Raw genomic sequence first — 23,025 nt, 5'->3', positions numbered from 1 at the left:
TCGAACGTCCGCTTATGAATCTCGCAGCGATCAGAACGCCACCGAAGCCCCGGCCGCGAGGCGGGCGCACGCTCGGGGCGGTCCTCGCTCGTTCGCTCCGCTCACTCGCTGCGGTCCTACCGTCGTCATCAGAACGCTTCACGTTCTGATTGGCTCACGAGAGCTCCGCTCTCGTGAACGCCTGCGCCCGCCTCGCGGCCGCCCCTTCGAGTCCCGCCCCGCACAGCACCTCTCGCCTCCCCAGCCTCGCCGTTCGCTCCGGGCTCCCTCCGGTCGCCCGTCGCTCACGGCGTCCCTCGCACGCGCTCCTCGCGCCCTATCGGGCGCTCGGAGGCGCGCGCCACCGCGTCCGTTCGCAACTCTACTACTCGAACTCCGGCTCGCGCTTCTCCAAGAACGCCGCCATCCCCTCGCGCTGGTCGTGCGTGCCGAACAGGCCGGCCCACGCCCGGCGCTCCAAGGCCAGCCCGGTCGCGCCCGCGCCCTGACCGGCCGCGTTCAGCGCCTCCTTCGCGGCTCGCAGCGCGGTCGCGGGCTTCGCCGCCAGTTCGCCGGCCAGCTCGTCGATCCGGTCGTCGAACGCCTCGTCGGCGACGACCTCGCCGACGAAGCCGACCTCGGCCGCCTCCTCGGCGTCGATCCGCTCGCCGAGGAAGATCAGCCGGCGGGCGACCTCGTCGCCGACGAGCGCCGGGAGCCGCTGCGTGCCGCCCCAGCCCGGGATGATACCGAGGTCGATCTCGGTCTGTCCGAGGACCGCGCTCTCGGCGGCGACCCGGAGGTCGCAGGCGAGCGCGAGTTCGCAGCCGCCGCCGAAGGCGTACCCGTCGACCGCGGCGATCGTCGGCGCCGGGAACGTCTCGATGGCCTCCGCGACGCGGTGGCCGAGCTCTGCGTACGCCTGCGCCTCGGGCGTCGACATGTCGACCATGTAGGAGATGTCCGCGCCCGCGACGAACGCGTCGTCGCCCGCGCCGGCGATCACGAGGACGCGGGCGTCGCGGTCGGCGGCCTCGTCTAACGCCCCCTCGATCGCTTCGAGCGTCTCGACGGTGAGCGCGTTGAGCTGTTCCGGTCGGTCGACGGTGATCGTCGCGACCCCGCGGTCGTCGACGTCGAAGTCGATGGTATCCCGAGTCATACGGACCTCGTCGCGGGGCGGCGTGAAAACGGTTCGGCAGGCGGAACCTTGGCTGCTTCCGCTGGTCGGCGAGCCTCCCGTGTCCCCTATTAGACCTCTTCGCGGCTGTCGATCCCTGTGTAGATGAACCACGCCGTCGTGTACACGCCGACGAACAGCAGGTAGCCGACGATCAGCCCCCCGAGCTGTCGGCTCGCGAGCCCGTCGGGGAGCGTCCGCGAGAGGATCCCGAGCGCGAGGACGAAGACGACGAGGGAGAACAGCCCCGAGATGGCGTACACGCCGAGGTCCGAAGTGAGACGTTCGCGCACGCACCCACCAACGCGTTCCCGTTACATACCGCCATCGGTCGCGCGGCAGCCGACACCGGTTGCGCGGATTGCAACCCCTATATGCCCCCGGCCACACGTGAGGGTATGAACGGGAACCGGTTCGGCCGACTCTTCCAGCTGACGACCTACGGCGAGAGCCACGGCGACGCGATGGGCGTCACCGTCTCCGGCGTGCCCGCGGGCGTCGAGCTCGACGAGGAGGCCATCCAGGCGCAGCTCGACCGGCGCAAGCCGGGCCAGTCGATGATCACTACCTCGCGGGGCGAGCCCGACGAGGTCGTCGTCAACTCCGGCGTTCAGGACGGCTACACCACGGGGACGCCGATCGGGATGGTGATACAGAACAAGGACGCGCGCTCGGGCAAGTACGAGCCGTACGTCACGGCGCCGCGCCCCTCGCACGGCGACTACACCTACTCCGCGAAGTTCGGCACGCGCAACTGGGGCGGCGGCGGCCGCTCCTCCGCGCGCGAGACCGTCAACTGGGTCGCGGCCGGCGCGGTCGCCGAACAGGTGCTCGACGCCTCCGATCACGACGTGGAGATCAAAGCCCACGTCAACCGGATCGGCGACGTCGAGGCCGACCCGGTGAGCTTCGAGCAGCTCCTCGCGAACAGCGAGGAGAACGACGTGCGCTGCGCCGACCCCGACGCGGCCGCCGAGATGCAGGAGCTGATCGAGGAGTACCAGGAGAAGGGCGACTCCATCGGCGGCTCGATCTACTTCGAGTGCCGCGGCGTTCCGCGCGGGCTCGGCGCCCCGCGCTTCGACGGCTTCCCGAGCCGGCTCGGACAGGCGATGTTCTCGATTCCGGCCACGACGGGCGTCGAGTTCGGCCTCGGGAAGGACGCCGTCGACGTGACGGGCAGCGAGCGCAACGAGGACTGGACGTTCGACGACGGCGAGTCGTTCGACCACGTCGAGAGCGACGAGGGCGACCCCGTCCCCGAGGGGAACGACCACGGCGGGCTCCAGGGCGGGATCACGACCGGCGAGCCGATCTACGGCGAGGCGACGTGGCACGCACCGACCTCGATCCCCAAGAAGCAGCGCTCCGCCGACTGGGAGACGGGCGAGGAGAAGGAGATCCAGGTCGTCGGGCGCCACGACCCCGTCCTCCCGCCGCGGGCCGTCCCCGTCGTCGAGGCGATGCTCTACTGCACCGTCCTCGACTTCATGCTGCTCGCCGGCCGGATCAACCCCGACCGCGTCGACGGCAATCCGGGGCAGTACGACACCGACTACCACCCGAGCAGTCCGGAGAACGAGTAACGGACGACGACGACGAGTCCTCTGTTCGTGCGATCGCTCCGCCGCTCACACCACGATGACGGCGTCGACGACGACGAGCATGACGAAGCCGACGAGGAAGGCGCCCGTCGCGGCGTCGGCGTGTCCGTGGCCGTGCGAGGAGGGGATCAGCTCCCGGAAGACGACCGCGAGCATCGCGCCCGCCGCGAACCCGGACGACACCGGAAACAGGCCGGCCGCGACCGTCACGAGCAGGAATCCGAAGAGGGACGCGACCACCTGCGGGACCACCCCCGAGAGGGTCGTGTACCAGAGGACGCGACCGTTCGACATCCCGGTGTCCGCCATCGGGACGGCGAACGCGAACCCGTCGGGCACGTTCTGGAGCCCGATCACCACCGCGAGCAGCAGTGCGACCTCCTCTAACCCGGAGGCGAACGCGACGCCGATCGCCAACCCCTCCGGGGCGTTGTGGAGGGTGATCGCGCCGCCGATGAGCAGCGCCTTCCGGAGGGTCACCTCGCGGGCGGCGTCGGTTTCGGCGGTCGCCTCGGCGTGGGCGTCCGACGTGAACTCCGACGCCGCGTCCCCGGTGTTTCCGGCCGCGTCGGCCTCGGTTCCGGGCGACCGGTCGTCTGCGGTTATCCCGAGCCGGTCGTCGCTCGTCGGCATCGACTCAACGTCGTCGCCGGTGGCGCCGCCCTCGGGGAGCCACTCGCGGTACTGCGCGTGGAGGTGCGGGATCGCGTAGTTCCCGCCCAACAGCGCGACGCCGCCGAGGAACACGCCGGTCATCACCGCCGTGAGCGTTCCCTCCTCTAATCCGGGGAGTATCAGGCCGAAGACGCTGGCGGCGACCATCAGCCCCGCGGCGAGGCCGAGCGCCGCGTCGTAGGTGCGGTGGGTGACGCGAGACCGGAAGAACACGGGTATCGCACCCAGCCCCGTCGCGAGCCCCGCGAGGCTGGTGATGGTCAGGAGACCCGACAGCGTTGTCATGGACCTCGATTCCGCACCCGGGTATATAAATGCGGTCGGCCGGGTCGCGGCCCGATCGGCCGAACGAGGGCTACCACACGAGGGACCACCACACGAGGGACTACCGCGCGAGGGGCTACCGGACCGCGATCCCGCGGAGGTCACGTCCGTACGCCGCGACCGCGAGGGCGAGCGTCGCGAGCGCGCTCGCGGGGAGTACGGCGAACCAGCCGGCGGTCGCGCCGACGCCGAACCGCACGCCCAGCCCCGCCGCCACCCACAGGGTCGCGGCCGCCGCGAGGACGAGGAGGCCGCCCGTTACGCGGCGGTCCTCGCGGCCGAGCGCGACGCCGCTCGTGGCGCTGCCGGCCGCGAGCAGGTGGAACCCGAGCGCGAGCGGCCACGCCCGGATCGACGGCGGGAGCGTCGCAAACGGCCGCGGCTGGTCGAGGAAGTACGCCCACACGGGGTAGCCGCCGAGCCCGCTCCCGTCGCCGCCGAGCGTCACGAACCCCCAGAGGCTCACCAGCGTCGGGGCGTCGTCGCCGCCCGGAACGACCGCCATCGGGACCGCGAGCAGCGCGACGACGAGGAGCCACTCGACGCGCCCGCTGGTCGACGGCGAGCCCGCTCTCTCCCGCGAGACGGATCGCGACGTCGATTCCGCCGCCGAGCGCGACGCGTCGTCCGAACTCTCCATAGGAGGGGTTCGACGCCCGGGAGTAAGTATGGTCGGGACCGCGCTGGCGCCGAGGGGTTTTTACTGTCCTCGGAGGGACCGACCAGCCATGCCAGCCCTCCGCTCGATCCGTCCGGCCGTCGGTAGCGTCGCGAGGAACCCCGTCCTCGTCGCCGTCTCGGCGCTGTTCGCGCTCGCACAGCTCCCAGACCTGATCGTGGGACCGACGGCGAACCCGGAGCTGTCCGCGGCGGTGTCCGCGCTGACGTTCGGCGTGCTGATCCTCGTCGCTCCCTTCTTCCAAGGCGGCCTGCTCGCGATGGCGGACGAAGCGCTCGACGGGACGACGGGCGTCGCGACGCTCGTCTCGGGAGGTAAGGAACACTATCTCCCGCTGCTGGTCGCGTACCTCGCGCTGCTCGGAGTGAGCCTCGCGTTCGGCTTCCTCGCGTTCTTCGGCGCCCTCCTCGGGATCGCGGGCAGCGTCGCGAGCGAGCCCGCCGGGTTCCTCGCCGTCCCCGCCGAGGACGTCACGCTCCTGGCGGTGCTGGCGATCATCGTCGTCGGCCTGTTCGCCGCGTACCTGCTCGTCACGTTCTTTCTCCAGTTTTACGCCCACGCGATCGTCGTCGACGGCGCCGAACTCGTCGCCGGGTTCCGTCGCAGCGTCCGCGTCGTGCGGTCGAACCTCGGAGCCGCGTTCCTCTACACGGCCCTCCTGACCGGCGGCGGCGCGGCGTTCGGCCTCCTCGTCGCCGCCGCGTCGCTGTCGCTCGCACCGCCGCCGGCGATGGAGTCCGCCCCGGTGTGGGTCCCGACCGTCGAGGTCGGCACACTCGGCACCGTCGGAGTCGGGGTCGGAGTGATCGCGGTCACCGGCGTCCTCGGCGCGCTGTGGGCGACCTACTCGGTGGCGTTCTACCGCGCCTGCTCGGAGCGGACGCCCGCGGCGGGGCGTCAGGCGTAACTCGCCGCCCGCCGTACGGACCGTGTGAACACCGACGACGGCGGCCACCACGACGCGGCGGTCGACGCGCTGGCGACCCGGGAGTACGAGCGCGCCGGGGACCGCTACACCCGCGGCGGGCGACGCGTGCTCGCCGACCCGCGACCCGAACTGGACCCGTTCGAACCGGACGAGAAGGGGTGGGTCGGCCAGGGGCTCCAACAGCTGCTCGCGGCGGCGGTCGCGTATCGCGTCGCTGGCGTCGACGAGCGCGCGAACCGACGCGCGACCGAGGGGATCGCCGCCGCCCGCGACTTCGAGTCAGTCCTCTCGGCACCGGGACAGGCCGCCTGCCTCGGTGAGTTCGTGGCCGACTTCCGAGTCGCGGGCGGGCTCGGCGGCGCCGACGGAGCGTACGACGACGCCGCGGAGCGGTACGCCGCCGCGAGCGGCGAAATCGACTCCCCGCAGGCGCTCGCGACGACCCCGCTGTTCGAGGCCGCGGCCGCGACGATCAAGCAGGTCGCGCGGGGGCAGGCGGACGGCGAGATAGCGATCAAATGGGAGGACCTCCACGGGAGCGACCCGAGCCGACCGGGCGAGTTCCTCGCGCACCGCGCCCGATTCAAGAAACAGCGGTTCCCGGGGCTGGTCGAGCGCGCGGTCGACGACGGCCATCTCGCCGCGCCGCGGGGGACGACCGAGTACGACAACGACGGCCACCAGTGTCCGCACTGCGGGTCGAACCACGTGAACTGGGCTGGAACCGGGATCCTCTGTCTGCGGTGTTCGCGGCCGACGGAGGGTTTGAGGGCGCGCGTCGCGGGCGACGAGGCGGATCCGGCCTCCGTCGGTGCGACCGCCGTCAGCCCAGCAGGCTCTCGCCGTCGAACTCGTCGTCGGCCTCGACGTCCAGCAGGTCGAGGACGGTCGGCGTCACGTCGAAGAGGTTCGCGTCGGTGAGATCGAGGTCGGGGTCGGTCGAGTACAACAGCGAGTTCTCGAACTTGTGCATCCCGTTGCGGGGCCCCTCGGTGAAGACGGCCTCCTTGCCGCTGAACCCGGACTTGAGGTCGAACCCGTCCGCGGGGATGACGACGAGGTCGGGGGCGATATCGTCGTGGTCGCCGTCGAAGACGGTCTCGCCTTTCACGATCCGCTTGCACACCTGCCGGCCGTCGGGGCCGGTGAGCGATTCGAGGTCGTCGATGAGCTCCTCCCGGGTCGCCTCGTACTCGTCTTGTGGAACGACGCCCTCCGGCTCGCGCCCCTCTAAGTTGAGATAGAAGCGGCCGGGGATGAGCGAGTACGCGCGCGCCTCGTCGTCGATGTCGGTCAGCGAGTCGTGGTCGTCGTCCGCGTACGAGAGCCACCCCTCGTCGGCGAGGAACTGGTTGCAGTTCACCTCCCAGTTCAGCTCGGTGAACCCGTGGTCGGAGGCGACGATCAGCGTGGTGTCGTCGTCGAGCGAGTCGCGTATCTCGCCGATGTACCCGTCGAGCTTGCGGTAGAACTCGAGGAACTCTTCCTTGTACTCGCCGTCGGTCGCGTAGTCGCCGAACAGGAAGTGGTTCACGCGGTCCGTGCTCATGAAGACGCCGAAGAAGAGGCCCCAGTCGTCCTGTGCGAGGTAGTGGTCGAACGCCTCGTACCGGGCGTCGAGCGTCGCGTGCGCGTTCTCGATGAACTCCGTCTTGTCGTCGTCGTGGCCGAGCTTGGCGTTGACGTCGATCTTGTAGTCGAAGCCGTCGAGCGTCGCGCGCAGTTCTTCGTCGCTCGCCGCCGACTCCAGGTCGGGCGAGAGGAAGCCGGAGACCATCCGCTGGACCCGCGTCGACGGCGGGAACGTGACGGGGACGTTGAGGACGGTCGCGTCGCGGCCGGCGTCGGTGACGCGGTCCCACAGCCGGGTCGCCTCCACGTGGCGACCGAGCGGGACGTACGTCTCGTAGGAGTCGCGCTCGCGGTCCTGGAAGCCGTACACGCCCGTGGCGCCGGGGTTCACGCCGGTCGTGAGGCTCGGCCAGCACGCGCTCGACTCGGGGGGGACGATGCTCTCTAAGCGGCCGCCGGAGCCGGTCTCGGCGACGTCGGTCAGGTTCTCGAAGACGTCGGGGTGGTCCTCGACGAGGTCGAGCGGTACGCCGTCGATCCCGAGGAAGACGACGCGCTCGTCGTCGTCGCCGCGGAGCCGGTCGAACAGACCCATGTCCGGAGGTTCCGGTGGAGCCGGCATATCCCTTGTGTTCCGCGGGACAGCGGCGGCGACCGCCCTCGGTCGGCGCTCCCTCGGGCGCCCGCGATTCAGAAAGCCTATTCGTCTCGGCGGCGACGGCTACGCCGTATGAGCGACGACTTCCCGGCGAGCGTCGACGTCGATTACACCGACGGTGAGGGGGAGACCCCCGAGGATTACCCGTCGATCCAGCACAAAATCGAGAAGGCGGTCGAGGTCACCCGCCGCGGGCTCGAACAGTACGACAACCCCGCGGTGATGTGGACGGGCGGGAAGGACTCCACGCTGACGCTGTACTTCATCAATCAGGTAGCCGAGGAGTACGGCCACGAGAAGCCGACCGCCGTCTTCATCGACCACTTCCAGCACTTCGACGACATCACCGACTTCGTCGAGCACTGGGCCGACGAGTGGGATATCGACCTCGTGTACGCCCGCAACGAGGACGTCGGCGACTACGTCGAGGAACACGGCCTCGAACCCGGCGACGACATCCCCGTCGACGCACTCTCGGAGCACAACCAGCACCACATCCGGGAGATCTTAGAGTTCGAGGAGGACTCGTTCCCGTTCCTGCTCGACACGTACGTCGGCAACCACCTGCTGAAGACGGTCGCGCTCAACGACGCCCTCGAGGAGCACGACATCGACGGCGTCATCTCCGGCGTCCGCTGGGACGAGCAGGAGGCCCGCGCCGACGAGACGTTCTTCTCGCCGCGTCACGACCCCGACCTGTTCCCGCCGCACGACCGCATCCAACCCATCCTCCAGTTCGCCGAGGCCGACGTGTGGGAGGCCTTCTGGAACTTCGTCGTGCCCGACACCGTCGAAGCGTTCCCCGACGAGGGGTACATCCCGCAGAGCGACGACGACCTGCCGGAGGGCGTTACGCAGGAGGACGTCCCGATCTCGCCGAAGTACTTCGCCGGGTTCCGCTCGCTCGGCAGCGAGGTCTCGACGGAGAAGACGACCGAGGAGCCCGCGTGGCTCCAGAACCTCGACGAGACGACCGAGCGCGCCGGCCGCGCCCAGGACAAGGAGGACCTGATGGAGCGCCTGCGCGACCTCGGCTACATGTAAGCCACGCGGGCGACGCGCGGTCAATCGACGAACGGCTCCTTCTTCGGTCACGCCCCCGAGATCGACGCCCTCGCGAGGTCGGACTGACTCCGTATTCGGTTCCGACGAGCGGATCACCGGCGTGTGATTGGACAGATCGCACATCTCTCCGTTCGCCTCTGTTCCCGGAGATCGGCGTTACATATATGCGATGAATGAGCGACAGTAGCGTTTGGCTGTGAAATGTGCGGCCGGAGTCGCGACCGAGGTCGTTCCGTCCGGCCGCAGTAGAATTGTGTATACCATACATTTTTGGTTGCGTCGTGCGTTATCGCGTATAGAGTCCCGAAGCCGGCCGGAGGCGTCGACGGCCGGCCGACCGGATGCTCGAGAGATGACAGAGCGAACGCCCGCCCGACGGAAGAGAGCGTATCGGCACGGCAAGCGCCCGCATCACGAACTGTCCATGTCCATCAGATGATACGCCCGTTCCTCACCGGAATCAAGGAGAACCTCATCTACGTCGTCGTCGCCTCGCTGGTCGCCGGGCTGGCCTTCGGCCAGGTCGCGGGCTCGGGGACGAAGGCGCTCCTGCGAGCCGCGGTCGTCCCGATCCTGTTCCTGATGATCTACCCGATGATGATCAACATCGACCTTCGGGAAGTGATCAACGTCCGCGACCACGCCGGTCCAGTGGGGTTGAGCCTGCTGATCAACTTCGGCGCGGCGCCGCTGTTCGCGGTCGCCCTCTCGCGAGGCTTCTTCGGCGGCGACATCGAGTACGCCGTCGGACTGTACTTCATCGCGCTCATCCCGACCTCCGGGATGACCGCCGCGTGGACGGGCCTCGCCGACGGAGACCTCGAGGCGGCGCTGGTCGCGATGGCGGTCAACCTGTTAGCGGCGATCGTGATTCTCCCGGCGTACCTCTCCGTACTCGTGCCCGCCGACATCGGGTTCGACCCCTCGGCGCTGTACCGACAGCTCGCGCAGGTGGTGGTCATCCCGATGGCCGCTGGGACGGTCACTCGATGGCTGTTGCTCCGCCGGTATTCCACGGCGGGTTTCAAGCGCCTGAAGCCGTTGTTCGGCGGGCTGTCGTCGCTCGGCGTGATGCTGATCGTGTTCGTCGCGATGACGATGCAGTCCGGGCAGATCCTCGCGGATCCCGTCGCGTCGGCGGTGACGGTCGTTCCGCTGGTGGTGTTTTACGCGGCGGTCCTCGGCGTCGCCGCGGCCGCCGGACGGACGCTGCTCGACCCGCGACGGGGCGTCGCGCTCGTGTACGCGACCAGCATGCGAAACCTGTCGATCGCGCTGGCGATCGTCGTCGCCGGGGACGCGGTGCCCTCCGGTGCGGTGTTACCGATCGCACTGGCGTACGTTATCCAGCCCCCGCTCGGCGCGGTCTACATGCACTATCGGCGCGACGTCGTCGGTGAGGGACGCTCTCTCCGTGAAGCGGTCGCGGAGTTCATCTGAGCGGCGGGCGTCTCGCCGTCGCGGTCCGGTACCGAGCGAGCGCCACCGGCTCTCGTCGGATCGACATCGATAGTGTGTGTATAGTACATTACACACAAAGTAATTTGACCGTAGTGCGCCTCGGTAGACACATGAGCGTAACGTTCGCAGTGATCGATGCGTCGGTGGGGGAGACGCCCGCGGAGTCGAACCTCCGTCGGGAACTCGACGCGGAGGTCGTCGTTTACAAGGCGAGCGAGGGCGAGTTCCCGCCGTCGGTGTCGGCGTCCGAATGGCGGTTCGACGGCGTCGTCATCAGCGGGTCACAGACCTCGGCGTACGACGACCGCGACTGGATTCACGAGCTGACGGAGTGGATCCGTCGGGTCCACCGGGCGGACGTGCCGACGCTGGGCATCTGCTGGGGACACCAGTTCCTCGCGCAGGCCCTCGGCGGGCGCGTCGTCGACATGGCGGAGTACGAACTCGGATACGAGCGGATCGTGCGCCTCGGCGACGACCCGCTGTTCGAGGGGATCCCGGAGCGGTTCGTCAGCTTCGAGACGCACTCCGACCGCGTCGCCGAACTCCCGCCGGGTGCGACGACGCTCGCACGCAACGGCCACGGCGTCCAAGCCTTCCGCATCGGCAGTAGCTACGGGATACAGTTCCACCCGGAGTACGACCGCGAGACGGCTGTCTGGGTGACGGAAGGGAAGGACCTTCCGGACGATCGGATCCGCTCCGTGCTGGACGGGATCACCGACGAATCCGTCGAGGCGGCGCGGGCGAGCAAGCAGATATTCGAGAACTTCCGGCGCCTCGCCGAGCGCCACCAGCCGGTCCGCCGGGCGGACCCGATCCCTCCTCGGACGAGGTGACCGGCGAACCCGCTGACGGAGCGGAGTCGCGACGGCCGAGCGGGTTGGCGAGATAGTATTGTGTAGAATTGTGGTTTTTCCAAACTACTAAGTCTGACGCGCCGGACAGGATCGTCTGCGTCGAAGATGAGCCTGCGAGACCGAGCAAGCGAACTCGTGGACAGGGCGCGGTCGGTGACGGCCGGTGAGCGAACGAAGCGACTCGTCGAGAGGGTCCGACGGGTACGCGACGGGGAGCCGTGGTTCGACAAGCGGGGGCTCGACACGATCCGTCGGCGGCCGGTTGGCGATGACTCGATCGAACGACGGCGACGCTGGCAGCGCTACCTCGGCGTCGCCTTCGTCGGACTGCTGGCGGCGGCGCTCTGGTACCCCCTCGTCGCGGGGGTCGGCGTCGTCGGCTGCGCCGCCGCGGCGGTCGGCGTCGGCGCCGTCCGCGGCCGGTTCTACTGTAATCACCTCTGTCCGCGCGGCGGCCTGCTCGACGGCTACGTCCGCCTGCTCAGCCGTGGAAAGCGGACGCCGGACTGGTTCAAGCATCCGCTGACCCGCGCGGCCGTGGCCCTGACGGCGTTCGGACTCTTGGGGACGGGACTCCACGCCGCGTGGCGGCAGGGCGGGTCGCTCGGCGTGCCGTTCCTCACGATGCTCGGCGTCAGCACGCTCGTCGCGGTCGTTCTCGGCGTCGTGTACCACCAGCGGGCCTGGTGTCAGATCTGCCCGGCCGGGACGCTCTCGCACGCCGTCCACCGCGTCGCAGAGGCGCTCGGTCGCGATCCGGCGCCGCGCGTCGAGGTCGACGCGGACGCCTGCGTGAGCTGCGGTCGCTGCGGGACGGTCTGCCGACAGGAGATCCGTCCGGGGCAGTACGCCGAGGGCGAGGTCACGGACCACGGCGACGTGTTCTCGCCGGGCGGTCTCGAGGGATCGACCCGCGAGGTCGACGGCGTCGTGGACCACGCCGACTGCCTCCAGTGTGCCGCCTGCGTCGAGGAGTGTCCGACGGACGCGCTGTCGCTCGACGAGGAGTAGCCGACTGCGACCCGACGACCCGCCTTCATCGCCCGGACGAGAATGTGTTGGATATACACAACGAGGCCGCGCGGGTGCCCGTCGCGTCGATCGTCGGCGAGTTCGAAGGGGGGGTTCAGGAGTACGGAACCGGTCTTCAGGACCGATTCGGGCCGCAAACCATCGATGGCGGATCGGTGTGGGTCGACTACCGCACGCCGAGCGGGCGCAACGCATAAGGTAGTATAGTGCGTTTGTTACAATACAGATGTCTGGTGTCGCGATCATCGGCGGCGGACCGACGGGACTGAACGCGGCCATCTACACGGCCCGCGCGGACAAGCGAACGCTGGTGTTTGACGACGGGGGCGGGACGACCCGGGACGTGGACACCATGGAGAACGTCTACGGGTTCCCGGACGGCGTCACCGGCCCGGAGCTCGTCGATCTGGGACGGGAACACGCCCAGAAGTACGGGGCCGAGATCGTCGAGGAGGAGGTCGTTCGGATCGAGCCGGAGGGCGAGCGGTACCGCGTCGAGACGACGGTCGACGAGTACGTCGTCGACGGCGTGATCCTCGCGACGGGCGCGGACTACGAGCGGCCGGCCATCGCGGACGTCGAGGCGTACGAGGGCCACGGCGTCTCCTACTGCGTCGAGTGTGACGCCTACTTCTACCGCGACAGCCCCGTCGCGGTCGTCGGCAACGACAACTACGCCGTGACGGAGGCGCTGATGCTGCTCGATTACACCGACGACGTCCGAATCCTCACCAACGGGTCGTCGTTCGAGGCCGGCGAGGAGCTCAAAGAGCGGGTCGACGACGCCGGGATCCCTGTCATCACCGACGACTTGGACCGACTCGCCGGCGGAGAAGTACTCGAGACCGTCGTGACAAAGGCGGGAGACGAGATTTCGGTCGACGGACTCTTCGTCGCGTTGGGTACCGCCGGTGGCACCGACCTCGCGGAGATGCTCGGCGTCCCCGTCGACGGCGACGACATCGTCACCGACCCCGACCAGTCGACGCCGGTCGACCGGGTGTACGCGGCGGGCGACGTCACCGGCGGCCACCAGCAGATCGCGACCTCCGTCGGCGAGGGCGCCCGCGCGGCGATCAACCTCCTCGAGGAGCTCCGCGGCGCCGACTACATCGACTACAAGAAGCTGGACTCACAGCCGGCCTGAGCGGCTTACTCGCCGACGGTCGGCCCGGCCTCGTCGACCGAGGCGGTGAAGCCGACCTCGCGCAGTCGCTCCGCGAGCGGGAGGCCGATCCCCGACGCCGGCGTCAACACGCCGCCCTCGAACGGGGAGTCGACCTCGTCGTGGGCCAGAGAAACGGCCGACTCGCCAAGCATCCGCGCGGTCGCGCCGTAGCCGGGGTCGCGGTCGGCGCCGAACTCGGCCTCGACGGTGAAGGGACCGTCAGCGCCCGTGCCGCGCCCGAGAAGTCGGATCAGGAAGCTCCCGGCTTCCGCTTCCTCCCGCGTCGGCCCCTCGCCGGGGTCAGGGAAGAAGTACCGACGGAGCGCCGAGCGGATCGGTCCGACTGACATCGCGGCCGTGAACAGGCCGAGCCCGCCGGCGACGGCGCCCGCGGTCGCCGCGCCCCGCGGTCCGGTCCCGGTCGGGATGACTTCCGTACACCGGAACTCGCGGCCCCACGAGTAGTCGAGGAGCGCGTTGCTCCGGCGCACCACGCGCTCGTTCACCGGGGCCATCGGCGAGGGAGCGCTCCACCCGCCTCGAAGCGCGTCTCGCTGCGGCCAGCGCTGTTCGCCGGCGTCGACGCCGCTCCGCTCGCCCCGCGGCGCCAGCGAGTAGGGGTTCCGGAGCGCCTCCCGGGCGAGGGGGTCGGTCGCGGCCGCCTCGAACAGCTCGCCGAAGCTCGCCAGCGTGCCGCCGCTGACACTCCCGCTGCCGCCGTCGAGGTAGATCCGGACCGTGTCGCAGGGCGCGTCGTGTTCCTTCCTCGCGAACGACTGGACGAGCAGCGTACCGAGGTCCGCCGGGACGGAGTCGAACCCGCAGCTGTGGACGATCCGCGCGCCGTTCTCGACCGCGGCCTCGTGGAACCGGTCGACGGTCTCGCGCACCCAGTTCACCTCGCCGGTGAGGTCACAGTAGTCCGTGCCCGCCTCGACGCAGGCCTCGACCAGCGGCGACCCGAGTCGGGTGTACGGCCCGACAGTCGTACAGACGACCCGAGCGTCCTCGGCGATCGCGCGCAGGCTCTGGGGGTCGGTCGCGTCGCCCACGACGACGGGCATGTCGTCCCGCGCGTCGCCGCGACGGGCGAGGTCGTCGGCGAGCGCGTCGAGCTTCTCCCGGTTCCGCCCGCCGACGGCCAGCGAGAGCTCCTCGGGCCCGTACTGCTCGGTGAGGTGCTCGGCGGTGAACCGCCCGGCGACACCGGTCGCGCCCCACACCACGACGTCGTGCGTCGGATCGGCGTCGGTCATTCGGGCGCCACTACGGAGCGGCCGCGGTAAACTGGTGGGGTCCGGGTCCGCCGAGCGCGCGAACGAGGTCGGCCGGACGGGGATCCGAGCGACGCCGACCCTGCGCCACGCGCTACCTCTTTACATACACAGCCGCAACGACTGGTATGCCAGTCGGCACTCGGTTGTCACTACAGCTCGCGGACTTCGGGACCCGATCGCTCGTCACGCACGCGCTCATGGCGGGGGGGTTCGTGGGAGCGGTCGTCACGGGGCTGTTCGTGGAGGGGCAGGTCGGCACCGTCTCGATGGCGGCGTTCATCAACTTCACGGCCGGGCTGTGGATCTGTCAGTCCATCCACTCGCTCGGGAACGCGGCCACCGACGACGAGTACCAGGGCGTCCTCAAGGAGATCCTCAATCGTGTCTAGTGAACCCGGAATCGACACCGGCCGCTTCGGGCGAATCTTAGCGCTCGTCGGCTTCGTCACGACCGTCTTCCTGTTCCTCACGGCACAGCGACTGTCGGGCGACGCCTTCCAGATCGGCGCCGTCGCCATCGGGATGGTGGGGCTGGTCACCGCGATCATCGGCTTCCTCGTCGCCGCCGGCAGCGCGGTCGACGCGTCCTGACGCCGATCGGTCGATGGGAGAGCCCCGCAGTTGGATCTCCGGAGCAACCTGACGTGTCGTCCTAAACGCGTTTTCGTAGAGAGGAACTCGGCCTGAGCAGCGTTTTCGCCAAACTGTTATGCCGCTTCACGGAGAAATATGACCATGAGCGTGACCATCCCCGTTGTTTCGACGCCGAACGTACTCGGCGGGAAGCCGCGGGTAGAGGGAACGCGCGTCGGCGTCCACCAAGTAGGGTCGCTGGTCCGCGAGCACGACTGGTCGAGGGCGGCCGTCGCCGAGGAGTTCGGTCTGACGGCCGACGAGATCGACGCCGCTATCGAGTACTACGAGTCGAATCCCGACGAGATGGAAGCGGTCGCGGCGGAGGCGGAAGCGACTCGTGACCGACTGAGCGACGCGAGTCGGACGCAATAGTAATGCGGCTCCTCTGCGACCAGAACGTCGCACGTCGGTATATCGACGCCTGTATCGAAGCGCCCGACCTTCGGGCAGTCACTGTCCGTGATGCGCTCGATCCTCGTGCGACCGATCCCGATATCGCGGCGTACGCTCGCGAAAACGGGTATGTCGTGTTAACCGCAGACGATGACTTCTTCGAGTTGTCGGAACGATGTGGCTGTCTGTATTTCCATCAACTCGATCAGCCGCCTGTCGGCGACGTACTAACTGCTATCCGGCTGATCGATGACGCGTACGACGACCATACCGAGATCGTCGAGGTCGTCCCGGACGGGTGGGCCTGAGCTACTTGTACGATTCGCACACCATCTCGACGCCCTCCTCGAAGGAGATTTCCGGCTCCCAGCCGGTCGCCTCGTGGAACGTCGAGTAGTCGGCCATCGTGTCGTGGACGTAGCCGTCGAACGGGCACTCGATGTACTCGGGGTCGGTATCGGTCCCGAGCGCGTCGTTGATCATCGCGACCATCTCGTTGAACGAGTACGCCTCCTGAGTGCCGACGTTGTACACGCCGGTCAGCTCGTGGTCGGCGGCGAGTTCGCACGCGCGAGCGACGTCCGAGACGTGCGTGAAGTCGCGCGTCTGGGTGCCGTCGCCGAACAGCTCGGGCGCCTCGCCGTTCGCGATGGCGTCCGCGAACTGCGCGACCGTGTTCGCGTACTCGCCCTTGTGTTCCTCGTTGCCGCCGAAGCCCTGGTACACCGAGAAGAACCGCAGCCCGGCCATCGCCATGTCGTGGTGGTTGGCGTAGTACTCGGCGTAGCGCTCGCGCGCGAGCTTGGAGGCCTCGTAAGCGGTGCGCGCCTCCACGTCCATGTCGACCGGGGAAGGCTCGGTGCGGCTCCCGTAGATCGAGGAGGTCGAGGCGTAGACGACGGTCTCACAGCCCGACTTCCGGGCGCGCTCGACGGTGTTGACGAACCCCTCGACGTTGACGCGGCAGCCGCGCTGGGGGTCGTTCTCGTGCATGTTCCGCGAGGAGAGCGCGGCGAGGTGGAAGACCACGTCGACGTCGACCGGGAACTCGCCGTCGACGACGGAGGCCTCGACGAACTCGACGTCGTCGTCGAGGTTCTCGGGCGTGCCGAGGTAGGTGTCGTCGACCGCGATCACGTCGTTGTCGCTTGCGAGCCGGTTCGCGAGGTTCGAGCCGATGAATCCGGCCCCGCCCGTGACGAGGACGCGTTTGTCCTGCATAGGCACGACTCCTCGCGGGCGGGGGTTGAGCGCTTCGGTTTCGAGGCCGCCGGCGGCCGCGGCGGCGCGGTCGACCGCCCCCCGAATTGACCGCCTCACCGTCGCGGGGTCAGTCGGTCGTCGGCTCGCCGCCGGTGACCGCCGACTCCGCCTCGGCGCGCAGGCGGCGCTCGGCGCGGTCGCGGTCCTCCGGGTACCCGACGTCGACCCGCCAGCCGTCCATCAGCGTCGCCTCGATGGTCCGGCCGGACTCCAGCAGCAGCCCGATTGTGTCCGGGAGTTCGTACTCCCCGCGGTCGGAGGGGCGAACAAGGCGACAGGCGTCGAACACCGCGGGCGAGAAGGTGTAAAAGCCCGTCATCACCGTGTTCGACGGCGGGTCGTCGGGCTTCTCGACCACCTCGACGATCTCGCCGTCCGCCGTGGTCCGACAGACGCCGTATCGCCCCGCCTCGTCGAGCGGGACCTCCTCGACTAAGAAGGCGGCGTCGACGTCACCGCGGCGCTGGCGCTCGACGACGTCCCCGAGGTTCGCGCGGAAGATGTTGTCGCCGAGCATCAGCGCGAAGTCGTCGTCGACGTGCGGCTCGGCCCGAAGTAGCGCGTGCGCGAGCCCGAGCTGCTCCTCCTGGTGGACGTACGTGATCGGCGTCCCCTCGAACTCGCCCCCGTACCGCTCGGTTATCTGCTCTCTCCGGTGGCCGACGACCACGACGAACTCCGAGATGCCGACCTCGGCCAGCTGCTCGAACACGTGTTCCAGCAGCGGTCGGCCGGCGACCTCGACGAGCGCCTTCGGCTTGTCGTCGGTCAGCGGCTTGAGCCTCGTGCCTTTCCCCGCCGCGAGGATGACTGCTTTCATATCCGTCTCTCCCCGAAACACGACCTAAAGTATGAGCCGCTTACGGGCTCTCGCCGGCGTTCGCCCGGTCGTGGGCGGGGATCGACGGGGCTCGCCTCGGTGCCCCCCTTCGGCGGTCGCTACCGCTCGGCGCTCGCAGTCGGCGACGGGTCCCGGTCGTTCCCGGCGGCCTCGTGGCGACGCATCCCGCTGATCCGGCCCGCGGCCCGCGCCAGGGTGCCGGCACCGTGGAGCAGCGCCGACCGCACCGGGACGCCGAGGTAGTTCGCTGGCGTGAGCGCGTCCCCGGCGATCGCCAGCCACTGCTCCCGGCGGTTCCGGCCCGACTTGCTCCACAGGTACGGCTGCTCCCGCTCCTGTCGGTACGTTTTCGTGAGGTAGTCGGTCACCGAGTCCGCGTACGGGTGGTCGACGACAAGCTCCGGGTCGTAGTAGATCGGGGAGACGGTGAGCGTCCGCTCCGCGAGGTCGACCTCCTCGTGGCCCCACGGGATCGCCTCGTCCCACCCGCCGATCTCGTCGAACACGTCCCGGTGGACCCCCATGTTACAGCCCCAGAACCGGGTGACGTAGCGCGGCTCGTCGCCGAAGTCGTAGTGCCCGGTGAGCTTCCCGGCGAAGACGTCGTCGCGTGGGTGGACCGTCCGGCCCGCGACGGCGGTCTCGGTCTCGAACACCTCAGACATCCGAGCGAGGTAGCCGTCTCGCGGCCGGGAGTCGTCGTCGAGGAACACCAGCTTGTCCGCCTCGGCGCGCTCGATGCCGGCGTTCCGCGCCGACGTCGCCGTCGATTCGCTCTGAAGGCACACCTCGTAGTCCGAGAAGGAGCCCTCGGCCAGGTAGTCGAGACACTCGACTTCGTCGGGGGGTTTCAGCGTGGGGATAACGACACTGATGTCCGGCATGTGGGACCAAACGAATCTCCAAGCTTTCGTTATAGATCGCTTATCGGTTCCCCCCGGTCGCCGCTCCGCTCCGGCGGCTTCCGGTCCGGTTCGGCGTCCGGGCTTCGGTTCCGACTCACGCGTCCCGACTTGGGGGGTTCGGTGGAGAGGAGGACGGCTCGACGGAGCGGAGAGCCAGCCCGATGGCGCGGTGGGCCCGACCGATCGAGGCGAAGGCACGACCGATCGAGGCGGAGGTACGGTCTGAGAGCCGTCGGGGTGAGAGGTCTGACCCCCCGGAACCGACGCGGCGGGGAACTCCGAGCTCCTCGCGACCGAGGTCCGGCGACTCCGACCGGGTCCGCCCGCCGGTAAGACGGGATTACCGCCGGATAGACCGGGCGTAACTACGTGACGACCGCTACGATCGACGAGTACGACCGCGGCGGTCGACCGCGGCGGACCCAGCCATGGCACCCGACCCACTGACCGAGGCCAGCAGGGCCGCGAACCTGGTCAAACACCAAGCGCTCAAGCGGCTGAACCGGCGACGGAGCGCCGGCGACGCCCCGGTTTCCCGGCTGGAGGCGCTCCTCGATCGCCACGGCGACGGGCACTCGAAGGCGTTCGTTCACGTCGGGCTGCGCGACGTGAAGCGGGCGTTCGGCGGCGACCCCTACGCCCTGGTCCGGTCGACGCTCGACGAGCGATTTCGAAGCGTGCTCGCCCCGGGGTTCACCGACTACTTCGAGACTTCGGGGGTGTACCACAAGCAGCACTCCCGGCCGAAGCACGGCACCTTCGGGAAGCTGTTCCTCCGGGACGCCGACTACCGGACCGACGACGCGATGAAGTCGATCCTCGTGCGGGGGCCGTACCGATTCGACGGCTGCCGCCACGCGGACAGCTACGCCGAGGACGGCTGCTTCGCCCGCCTCGTCGAGGAGGACACGCTGATAATCGACATCGGGACGCCGTGGATCACCTGCTCGCACCTCCACTACTTCGAGAGCCGCATGGGTCTCGACTACGTCTCCGAGGAGACGTTCGAGGGCGTGATCTGTTCTGAGGGGGACGGCTGCGAGCCGATCGAGCAGACCTGCGGGGTCCGGACGTCGCCGTTCTACTCGTGGAACAAGCCGAAGCTGACACGGGACCTAGAGCGCGACGGGGCGATCCACAGGTACGACCTGAACGGGTTACGACTCCTCTTTTTCACGCTCGGCGATCTGAAGTCGTCGCTCGTCCCGCGCCTCGAGGCGGACCCGGCGTACCTCGTGACGCTGTGACGACGCGGCGTGATTCCGTAACGCGCAGTCGGGTGTCTCTCCGATACAGGGCCCTCGCGAAGCGTCACCCCGGTAGCCGACGGATAACAAACCTCGCCGCCGGGGAGGCATCGGTATGACCGACTACTCTCGGCCCGGACGGTCGAGTACAAGTTCGGACGATCCGGCCGACCGTCGCGAGCGGCGAGGGACGAAATGAGCGCCGTCGGCGAGGCAGACGGAGAGGCGAGCGCTGGGGGAGAGGGATCCGCCGGCGACGACTCGAATGAAGAAGCCGCCGCCGGACGGGGCGCCGAGGCGGCGAGCGTCGACGCGTCAACCGAGGTGCTCGTCGTCGGCCCCGCGGGGTATCGGACCGAGGGGACGGGGGGCATCGGTCGGTACATCGCCGAGCAGCGGCGGTACCTCGAAGACCGGGTCGACCTCGACATCGTCGACACCGCTGTCCGCACCCCGGAGGGACCGGTCGGGTACCTCCGGGCCGCGGCGGTCGTCCTGCTCGGCTGGATCGGGTTCCTCGCCCGCCGGCGCCCCGACGTCGTTCACGTCCACACGTCCCACTCGCTGTCGTTCTACCTCTCGGCGCCGTACGTCCTGCTCGCGCGGTGGCTGTGGCGACGGCCCGTGATACTCCACGTCCACGGCTCGTCGTTCGACTCGTTCGTCGAGGACGCGTCGGCGCCGGCCGCGCGGTTTCAGGGCGCGGTGTTCGACGCCTGCGACGCGGTCGTCGCCCTCTCGGAGGGGTGGCGAGACGTCCTCTCGGCGCGCGTCCCGCCAGAGCGCATCGTCGTCATCCCGAACGCGGTCGACCCGGACGAGTACGAGGTGGACCCGACCGCCGACCCGCCGCACCTCGTGTTCGTCTCCAACCACATCGAGCGGAAGGGGATCGTCGAGGTGACCGAGGCGATCAGTGAACTCCGGGCCGACGGGGTCCGGTTCCGCGCGACGATCGCCGGCAGCGGGCCGCTCTCGGGGCATGCCGAGGCGGTCGCCGACGCGCACGACGGCGTCGAGTACGTCGGCTTCGTCTCCGAGGAGCGGAAGCGCGAGCTCCTCGGCGAGGGGAGCGTCTACGTCCTCCCGACGAGCGCAGAGGGGCTCCCGATCGCCGTCTTGGAGGCGATGGCCGGGGGGAACGCGATCGTCTCGACCGACGTCGGCGGGATCCCCTCGATCGTCGACGAGGAGAACGGCGCCCTCGTCGCGCCCGGCGACGTGCGGGCGCTGACCGACGCCCTCGAGGTCCTGCTCTCTGACTCGGACCGGACCGAGCGCATGGGGCGGGAGAGCCGCCGGCGGATCGAGGCGTCGTACGCGTGGCCCGACGTGGTCGACGAGCTGCTCGCGCTGTACGCGCGGGTCCTCGACGGCAATCGGGACGCGAACGCGGTCGACGGCGGCTCGGGGGCGACCGAGGTCGACGGCGACAGAGACGCTGACGCGGCCGCCGACACGCGAGCGCGGAATCCGGATCACTGACGCGCGCGCGCCGTCGGAGAGCGGAGCGAGCGTCGGAAATCGGCGAGAAAGCCGTTCCTGTCGGGGGGTATGAGCCGTATAATAATCAACACGGCTCCTGTCGGTGGGAGGTATGCGAGACCGCTCCTCCGACGGCTCCGTCCGGCGGGTACGCGATGAGCGAAGCGCTCCGTCGGCTCCGCCGAGCGTGCCGGAGACCGTGGCGGAGCGGCGAGAACTGAGGGTCGGCGCCAAGGCGTTCGTCACGGACCGCGACCGGGTGCTACTCGTCGAGGAGCGCCACGAGGACGGCTCGACGTTCTGGACGCTTCCCGGCGGCGGCGTCGAGCCCGGGGAGTCGTTCGCGGCGTGTCTCCGCCGCGAGCTCCGGGAGGAGATACGGTGTCCGGCGAGCGTCGGCGAGCGGGTCGGTCGCTGCGTCTACCGGCACACGAGCCGGCCCGCGACGACCGTCTACGCGATCTTCGAGGCGTCCCTCGGATCGGCGCCGGAGCCCAACCCGAGAGAGCGCGTCCTCGACCACGCCTGGCGGCCGCCGACGGACCTCCCGCCGGCGACCCTCAACCCCGTCGAACGCTTCGTCGACCGGTCGATGACGGCCGCGGACGGAGACCGCTGAGCGGCCCATCGACCACACAATGACAGAACACCGGGAAGACGGACTGAGTCAGGACGCGCTGTTCAGCCTCCTCAGCAACCCGCGGCGACGGTTCATCCTTCAGCACCTGAACGGCATCGAGGGGAGCGTCAAGCTCCAAGCGCTCGCCGGGGAGGTCGCGGCGTGGGAGAACGAGACGGATCCGGAGTCGCTGACGGACAAACAGCGGAAGCGGCTGTACGTCTCGCTGTACCAGACGCACATTCCGAAGCTCGAGGAGGCCGGCATCGTCGAGTACGACCGCGACACGGGAGACATCAGGCTCACCGACCGGGGCAGCGACCTCAACCGGTACTTGGACAGGGACGCGACCGAGTCCGGCGGCGAGCGCCGCTGGGGACGGTACTACCTCGCCGTCGCGCTGGGCAGCGCCGCGGCGTACGCGGCGGTCGCGGTCGTCGGCGGGGCGTCGGACCGGGCCGCGCTGGTCGTGATCGGCGTCGGGTGGCTCCTGATCGCCGGGCTCGCGGCGTTCCACTACGCCGAGACGGAAGGAGAGATGTAGCCCCGGGAGGCGGGAGCGGGGGGTCGGCGCTTGGACGCGGACCCGGAGCGAGCCCCAGTCATTCGGACCGACGCGGTCGCCGCAACAGCCCCCAACCCGGTTTCCCGTCGAGGAACCACAGGGCGACGGTCCCGCAGAGCAGGAGCGCCTCGATCAGGAAGTACGACCGACCGGTCGCGCCGCCGAGGAGCGCCCGGCTGTCTAACAACAGCTGCCACGTCTTCGCGCCGAGCCCGGGCGCCGGCGCGGCGGGCGTCGAGTAGACCGGCCACAGGAACGCCGGGAGGACCGGGGGGCGACTGAACAGGGCGGCGAAGAGGAGGTCACCGAGGACGTGGCTCGCGTGCCCGACCGCGACCGCGACGCCGAACTCCGTGTACCCCTTCGACCGGAGGAAGAGCCCGAGTGCGACCGCGGCGGGAACGCCGACGAGCAGGGAGTGCGCAGCGCCGATCCCGTTGCTCAGCAGTCCGAACTGCCAGGCGAGCGGCTTGTCGACGAGGTCGGGCAGCTGCGTGGCGACCGCGAGGACAATGACCCCGCGGTCGCTCGGCCGCTCGCCCAGTCCGAGCCGCAGGAACGCGGAGAAGGCGACGTACCCGACCGCGAGGTGACCCCACGGCCACATCG

General features: G+C 69.4%; 26 protein-coding genes and 1 pseudogene. 17 read left to right on the top strand and 10 right to left on the bottom strand.

The features are described from left to right. Positions 1 to 364: 364 nt before the first annotated feature. The gene (locus B378_RS0107075; RefSeq protein WP_017343113.1) at positions 365 to 1,141 is read right to left on the bottom strand and encodes an enoyl-CoA hydratase/isomerase family protein; all 777 of its coding nucleotides are present in this window, start codon (positions 1,139 to 1,141) and stop codon (positions 365 to 367) included. Between the two features lie 89 nt (positions 1,142 to 1,230). Beyond that, positions 1,231 to 1,452: a hypothetical protein gene (locus tag B378_RS0107070; RefSeq protein WP_017343112.1), complete on the bottom strand. Its 222-nt coding sequence runs from the start codon at positions 1,450 to 1,452 to the stop codon at positions 1,231 to 1,233. A 105-nt stretch (positions 1,453 to 1,557) separates the two neighbouring features. On the opposite strand from B378_RS0107070, the gene aroC reads away from it, so the two are divergent. Further along, a complete protein-coding gene (aroC, locus tag B378_RS0107065; protein WP_007344369.1) occupies positions 1,558 to 2,745 on the top strand; it encodes a chorismate synthase in 1,188 nt (395 codons plus the stop codon). A 45-nt stretch (positions 2,746 to 2,790) separates the two neighbouring features. Here aroC and B378_RS0107060 read toward each other — a convergent pair whose 3' ends face one another. Together B378_RS0107060 and B378_RS0107055 are read right to left on the bottom strand one after the other, a co-directional pair. Beyond that, entirely contained in the window at positions 2,791 to 3,723 is a 933-nt protein-coding gene (locus B378_RS0107060; protein ID WP_017343111.1) for a ZIP family metal transporter, read from the bottom strand. Between the two features lie 115 nt (positions 3,724 to 3,838). Next, positions 3,839 to 4,402, bottom strand: coding sequence for a TIGR04206 family protein (locus B378_RS0107055; protein WP_017343110.1), 564 nt, complete (start codon positions 4,400 to 4,402; stop codon positions 3,839 to 3,841). An 88-nt stretch (positions 4,403 to 4,490) separates the two neighbouring features. On the opposite strand from B378_RS0107055, the gene B378_RS0107050 reads away from it, so the two are divergent. Together B378_RS0107050 and B378_RS0107045 are read left to right on the top strand one after the other, a co-directional pair. After that, positions 4,491 to 5,348, top strand: coding sequence for a hypothetical protein (locus tag B378_RS0107050; protein ID WP_017343109.1), 858 nt, complete (start codon positions 4,491 to 4,493; stop codon positions 5,346 to 5,348). A gap of 24 nt (positions 5,349 to 5,372) precedes the next feature. After that, positions 5,373 to 6,137 (top strand): annotated as a pseudogene (locus B378_RS0107045) (hypothetical protein); the annotation flags it as partial. A 55-nt stretch (positions 6,138 to 6,192) separates the two neighbouring features. On the opposite strand, the gene B378_RS0107040 reads toward B378_RS0107045, so the two are convergent. Then, entirely contained in the window at positions 6,193 to 7,536 is a 1,344-nt protein-coding gene (locus tag B378_RS0107040) for an alkaline phosphatase family protein (protein ID WP_017343107.1), read from the bottom strand. Between the two features lie 135 nt (positions 7,537 to 7,671). Between B378_RS0107040 and B378_RS0107035 the strand changes: the two genes are divergently transcribed. From B378_RS0107035 to B378_RS0107010, 6 genes are all read left to right on the top strand, one after another. Further along, positions 7,672 to 8,643: a phosphoadenosine phosphosulfate reductase family protein gene (locus tag B378_RS0107035; protein WP_017343106.1), complete on the top strand. Its 972-nt coding sequence runs from the start codon at positions 7,672 to 7,674 to the stop codon at positions 8,641 to 8,643. Between the two features lie 456 nt (positions 8,644 to 9,099). Continuing rightward, a complete protein-coding gene (locus B378_RS0107030) occupies positions 9,100 to 10,104 on the top strand; it encodes an arsenic resistance protein (RefSeq protein ID WP_017343105.1) in 1,005 nt (334 codons plus the stop codon). 131 nt (positions 10,105 to 10,235) lie between these two features. After that, positions 10,236 to 10,964, top strand: a complete 729-nt coding sequence (locus B378_RS0107025; protein WP_017343104.1) for a type 1 glutamine amidotransferase — start codon at positions 10,236 to 10,238, stop codon at positions 10,962 to 10,964. A gap of 126 nt (positions 10,965 to 11,090) precedes the next feature. After that, positions 11,091 to 11,996: a 4Fe-4S binding protein gene (locus B378_RS0107020; RefSeq protein WP_026046208.1), complete on the top strand. Its 906-nt coding sequence runs from the start codon at positions 11,091 to 11,093 to the stop codon at positions 11,994 to 11,996. Positions 11,997 to 12,043: 47 nt separating this feature from the next. Continuing rightward, positions 12,044 to 12,214: a hypothetical protein gene (locus tag B378_RS16740; RefSeq protein ID WP_192812433.1), complete on the top strand. Its 171-nt coding sequence runs from the start codon at positions 12,044 to 12,046 to the stop codon at positions 12,212 to 12,214. 29 nt (positions 12,215 to 12,243) lie between these two features. Beyond that, positions 12,244 to 13,164, top strand: coding sequence for an NAD(P)/FAD-dependent oxidoreductase (locus B378_RS0107010; RefSeq protein ID WP_017343101.1), 921 nt, complete (start codon positions 12,244 to 12,246; stop codon positions 13,162 to 13,164). A 5-nt stretch (positions 13,165 to 13,169) separates the two neighbouring features. On the opposite strand, the gene B378_RS0107005 is transcribed toward B378_RS0107010, so the two are convergent. Continuing rightward, positions 13,170 to 14,441 carry a trans-acting enoyl reductase family protein gene (locus B378_RS0107005; protein WP_017343100.1) on the bottom strand — a complete coding sequence of 424 codons (1,272 nt, stop codon included), beginning with the start codon at positions 14,439 to 14,441 and terminating at the stop codon, positions 13,170 to 13,172. 146 nt (positions 14,442 to 14,587) lie between these two features. Between B378_RS0107005 and B378_RS16735 the strand changes: the two genes are divergently transcribed. The 4 genes from B378_RS16735 to B378_RS0106985 all read left to right on the top strand — a co-directional run bounded on the left by B378_RS16735 (position 14,588) and on the right by B378_RS0106985 (position 15,799). Beyond that, entirely contained in the window at positions 14,588 to 14,851 is a 264-nt protein-coding gene (locus B378_RS16735; protein WP_026046207.1) for a hypothetical protein, read from the top strand. Further along, a complete protein-coding gene (locus tag B378_RS16730; protein ID WP_026046206.1) occupies positions 14,844 to 15,053 on the top strand; it encodes a hypothetical protein in 210 nt (69 codons plus the stop codon). Before B378_RS16735 ends, B378_RS16730 begins: the two co-directional genes overlap by 8 nt. Before the next feature lie 144 nt (positions 15,054 to 15,197). Then, complete coding sequence (locus B378_RS0106990) at positions 15,198 to 15,470, top strand: DUF433 domain-containing protein (RefSeq protein WP_017343099.1); 273 nt, start codon at positions 15,198 to 15,200, stop codon at positions 15,468 to 15,470. A gap of 2 nt (positions 15,471 to 15,472) precedes the next feature. Next, positions 15,473 to 15,799, top strand: coding sequence for a DUF5615 family PIN-like protein (locus tag B378_RS0106985; protein ID WP_017343098.1), 327 nt, complete (start codon positions 15,473 to 15,475; stop codon positions 15,797 to 15,799). Between the two features lies 1 nt (position 15,800). Here the strand turns inward: B378_RS0106985 and B378_RS0106980 are convergent, their stop codons facing one another. From B378_RS0106980 to B378_RS0106970, 3 genes are all read right to left on the bottom strand, one after another. Beyond that, positions 15,801 to 16,712, bottom strand: coding sequence for an NAD-dependent epimerase/dehydratase family protein (locus B378_RS0106980; protein WP_017343097.1), 912 nt, complete (start codon positions 16,710 to 16,712; stop codon positions 15,801 to 15,803). A 109-nt stretch (positions 16,713 to 16,821) separates the two neighbouring features. Further along, positions 16,822 to 17,574 carry a UTP--glucose-1-phosphate uridylyltransferase AglF gene (aglF, locus tag B378_RS0106975; RefSeq protein ID WP_017343096.1) on the bottom strand — a complete coding sequence of 251 codons (753 nt, stop codon included), beginning with the start codon at positions 17,572 to 17,574 and terminating at the stop codon, positions 16,822 to 16,824. Positions 17,575 to 17,693: 119 nt separating this feature from the next. Further along, positions 17,694 to 18,479 carry a glycosyltransferase family 2 protein gene (locus B378_RS0106970; RefSeq protein WP_017343095.1) on the bottom strand — a complete coding sequence of 262 codons (786 nt, stop codon included), beginning with the start codon at positions 18,477 to 18,479 and terminating at the stop codon, positions 17,694 to 17,696. Between the two features lie 449 nt (positions 18,480 to 18,928). Here B378_RS0106970 and B378_RS0106965 point away from each other — a divergent pair, with 449 nt between their 5' ends. The 4 genes from B378_RS0106965 (at position 18,929) to B378_RS0106950 (ending at position 22,395) form a co-directional block, all read left to right on the top strand. Further along, the gene (locus B378_RS0106965; protein WP_017343094.1) at positions 18,929 to 19,747 is read left to right on the top strand and encodes an AAC(3) family N-acetyltransferase; all 819 of its coding nucleotides are present in this window, start codon (positions 18,929 to 18,931) and stop codon (positions 19,745 to 19,747) included. Between the two features lie 195 nt (positions 19,748 to 19,942). After that, complete coding sequence (locus B378_RS15820) at positions 19,943 to 21,232, top strand: glycosyltransferase family 4 protein (RefSeq protein WP_017343093.1); 1,290 nt, start codon at positions 19,943 to 19,945, stop codon at positions 21,230 to 21,232. A gap of 112 nt (positions 21,233 to 21,344) precedes the next feature. Next, a complete protein-coding gene (locus B378_RS0106955; RefSeq protein WP_017343092.1) occupies positions 21,345 to 21,851 on the top strand; it encodes an NUDIX hydrolase in 507 nt (168 codons plus the stop codon). A gap of 19 nt (positions 21,852 to 21,870) precedes the next feature. After that, the gene (locus B378_RS0106950; protein WP_017343091.1) at positions 21,871 to 22,395 is read left to right on the top strand and encodes a hypothetical protein; all 525 of its coding nucleotides are present in this window, start codon (positions 21,871 to 21,873) and stop codon (positions 22,393 to 22,395) included. Between the two features lie 58 nt (positions 22,396 to 22,453). Here the strand turns inward: B378_RS0106950 and B378_RS0106945 are convergent, their stop codons facing one another. Next, complete coding sequence (locus B378_RS0106945; RefSeq protein WP_017343090.1) at positions 22,454 to 23,023, bottom strand: metal-dependent hydrolase; 570 nt, start codon at positions 23,021 to 23,023, stop codon at positions 22,454 to 22,456. Positions 23,024 to 23,025: the final 2 nt, after the last annotated feature.

Origin of the sequence: Halorubrum sp. T3 (assembly GCF_000296615.1) — an archaeon.
Taxonomy (GTDB): domain Archaea; phylum Halobacteriota; class Halobacteria; order Halobacteriales; family Haloferacaceae; genus Halorubrum; species Halorubrum ruber.
Note: the sequence above shows the minus strand (reverse complement) of the source record. Positions and strands in the feature narration are given on the sequence as shown.

Bases quoted from the DNA above. Each gene is read 5' to 3' on its own strand.
- B378_RS0107075 (WP_017343113.1), bottom strand. From the start codon at position 1,141: ATGACTCGGGATACCATCGACTTCGACGTCGACGACCGCGGGGTCGCG.
- aroC (WP_007344369.1), top strand. From the start codon at position 1,558: ATGAACGGGAACCGGTTCGGCCGACTCTTCCAGCTGACGACCTACGGC.
- B378_RS0107060 (WP_017343111.1), bottom strand. From the start codon at position 3,723: ATGACAACGCTGTCGGGTCTCCTGACCATCACCAGCCTCGCGGGGCTC.
- B378_RS0107055 (WP_017343110.1), bottom strand. From the start codon at position 4,402: ATGGAGAGTTCGGACGACGCGTCGCGCTCGGCGGCGGAATCGACGTCG.
- B378_RS0107050 (WP_017343109.1), top strand. From the start codon at position 4,491: ATGCCAGCCCTCCGCTCGATCCGTCCGGCCGTCGGTAGCGTCGCGAGG.
- B378_RS0107040 (WP_017343107.1), bottom strand. From the start codon at position 7,536: ATGGGTCTGTTCGACCGGCTCCGCGGCGACGACGACGAGCGCGTCGTC.
- B378_RS0107035 (WP_017343106.1), top strand. From the start codon at position 7,672: ATGAGCGACGACTTCCCGGCGAGCGTCGACGTCGATTACACCGACGGT.
- B378_RS0107030 (WP_017343105.1), top strand. From the start codon at position 9,100: ATGATACGCCCGTTCCTCACCGGAATCAAGGAGAACCTCATCTACGTC.
- B378_RS0107025 (WP_017343104.1), top strand. From the start codon at position 10,236: ATGAGCGTAACGTTCGCAGTGATCGATGCGTCGGTGGGGGAGACGCCC.
- B378_RS0107020 (WP_026046208.1), top strand. From the start codon at position 11,091: ATGAGCCTGCGAGACCGAGCAAGCGAACTCGTGGACAGGGCGCGGTCG.
- B378_RS0107010 (WP_017343101.1), top strand. From the start codon at position 12,244: ATGTCTGGTGTCGCGATCATCGGCGGCGGACCGACGGGACTGAACGCG.
- B378_RS0107005 (WP_017343100.1), bottom strand. From the start codon at position 14,441: ATGACCGACGCCGATCCGACGCACGACGTCGTGGTGTGGGGCGCGACC.
- B378_RS16735 (WP_026046207.1), top strand. From the start codon at position 14,588: ATGCCAGTCGGCACTCGGTTGTCACTACAGCTCGCGGACTTCGGGACC.
- B378_RS0106990 (WP_017343099.1), top strand. From the start codon at position 15,198: ATGAGCGTGACCATCCCCGTTGTTTCGACGCCGAACGTACTCGGCGGG.
- B378_RS0106985 (WP_017343098.1), top strand. From the start codon at position 15,473: ATGCGGCTCCTCTGCGACCAGAACGTCGCACGTCGGTATATCGACGCC.
- B378_RS0106980 (WP_017343097.1), bottom strand. From the start codon at position 16,712: ATGCAGGACAAACGCGTCCTCGTCACGGGCGGGGCCGGATTCATCGGC.
- aglF (WP_017343096.1), bottom strand. From the start codon at position 17,574: ATGAAAGCAGTCATCCTCGCGGCGGGGAAAGGCACGAGGCTCAAGCCG.
- B378_RS0106970 (WP_017343095.1), bottom strand. From the start codon at position 18,479: ATGCCGGACATCAGTGTCGTTATCCCCACGCTGAAACCCCCCGACGAA.
- B378_RS0106965 (WP_017343094.1), top strand. From the start codon at position 18,929: ATGGCACCCGACCCACTGACCGAGGCCAGCAGGGCCGCGAACCTGGTC.
- B378_RS15820 (WP_017343093.1), top strand. From the start codon at position 19,943: ATGAGCGCCGTCGGCGAGGCAGACGGAGAGGCGAGCGCTGGGGGAGAG.
- B378_RS0106955 (WP_017343092.1), top strand. From the start codon at position 21,345: ATGCGAGACCGCTCCTCCGACGGCTCCGTCCGGCGGGTACGCGATGAG.
- B378_RS0106950 (WP_017343091.1), top strand. From the start codon at position 21,871: ATGACAGAACACCGGGAAGACGGACTGAGTCAGGACGCGCTGTTCAGC.
- B378_RS0106945 (WP_017343090.1), bottom strand. From the start codon at position 23,023: ATGTGGCCGTGGGGTCACCTCGCGGTCGGGTACGTCGCCTTCTCCGCG.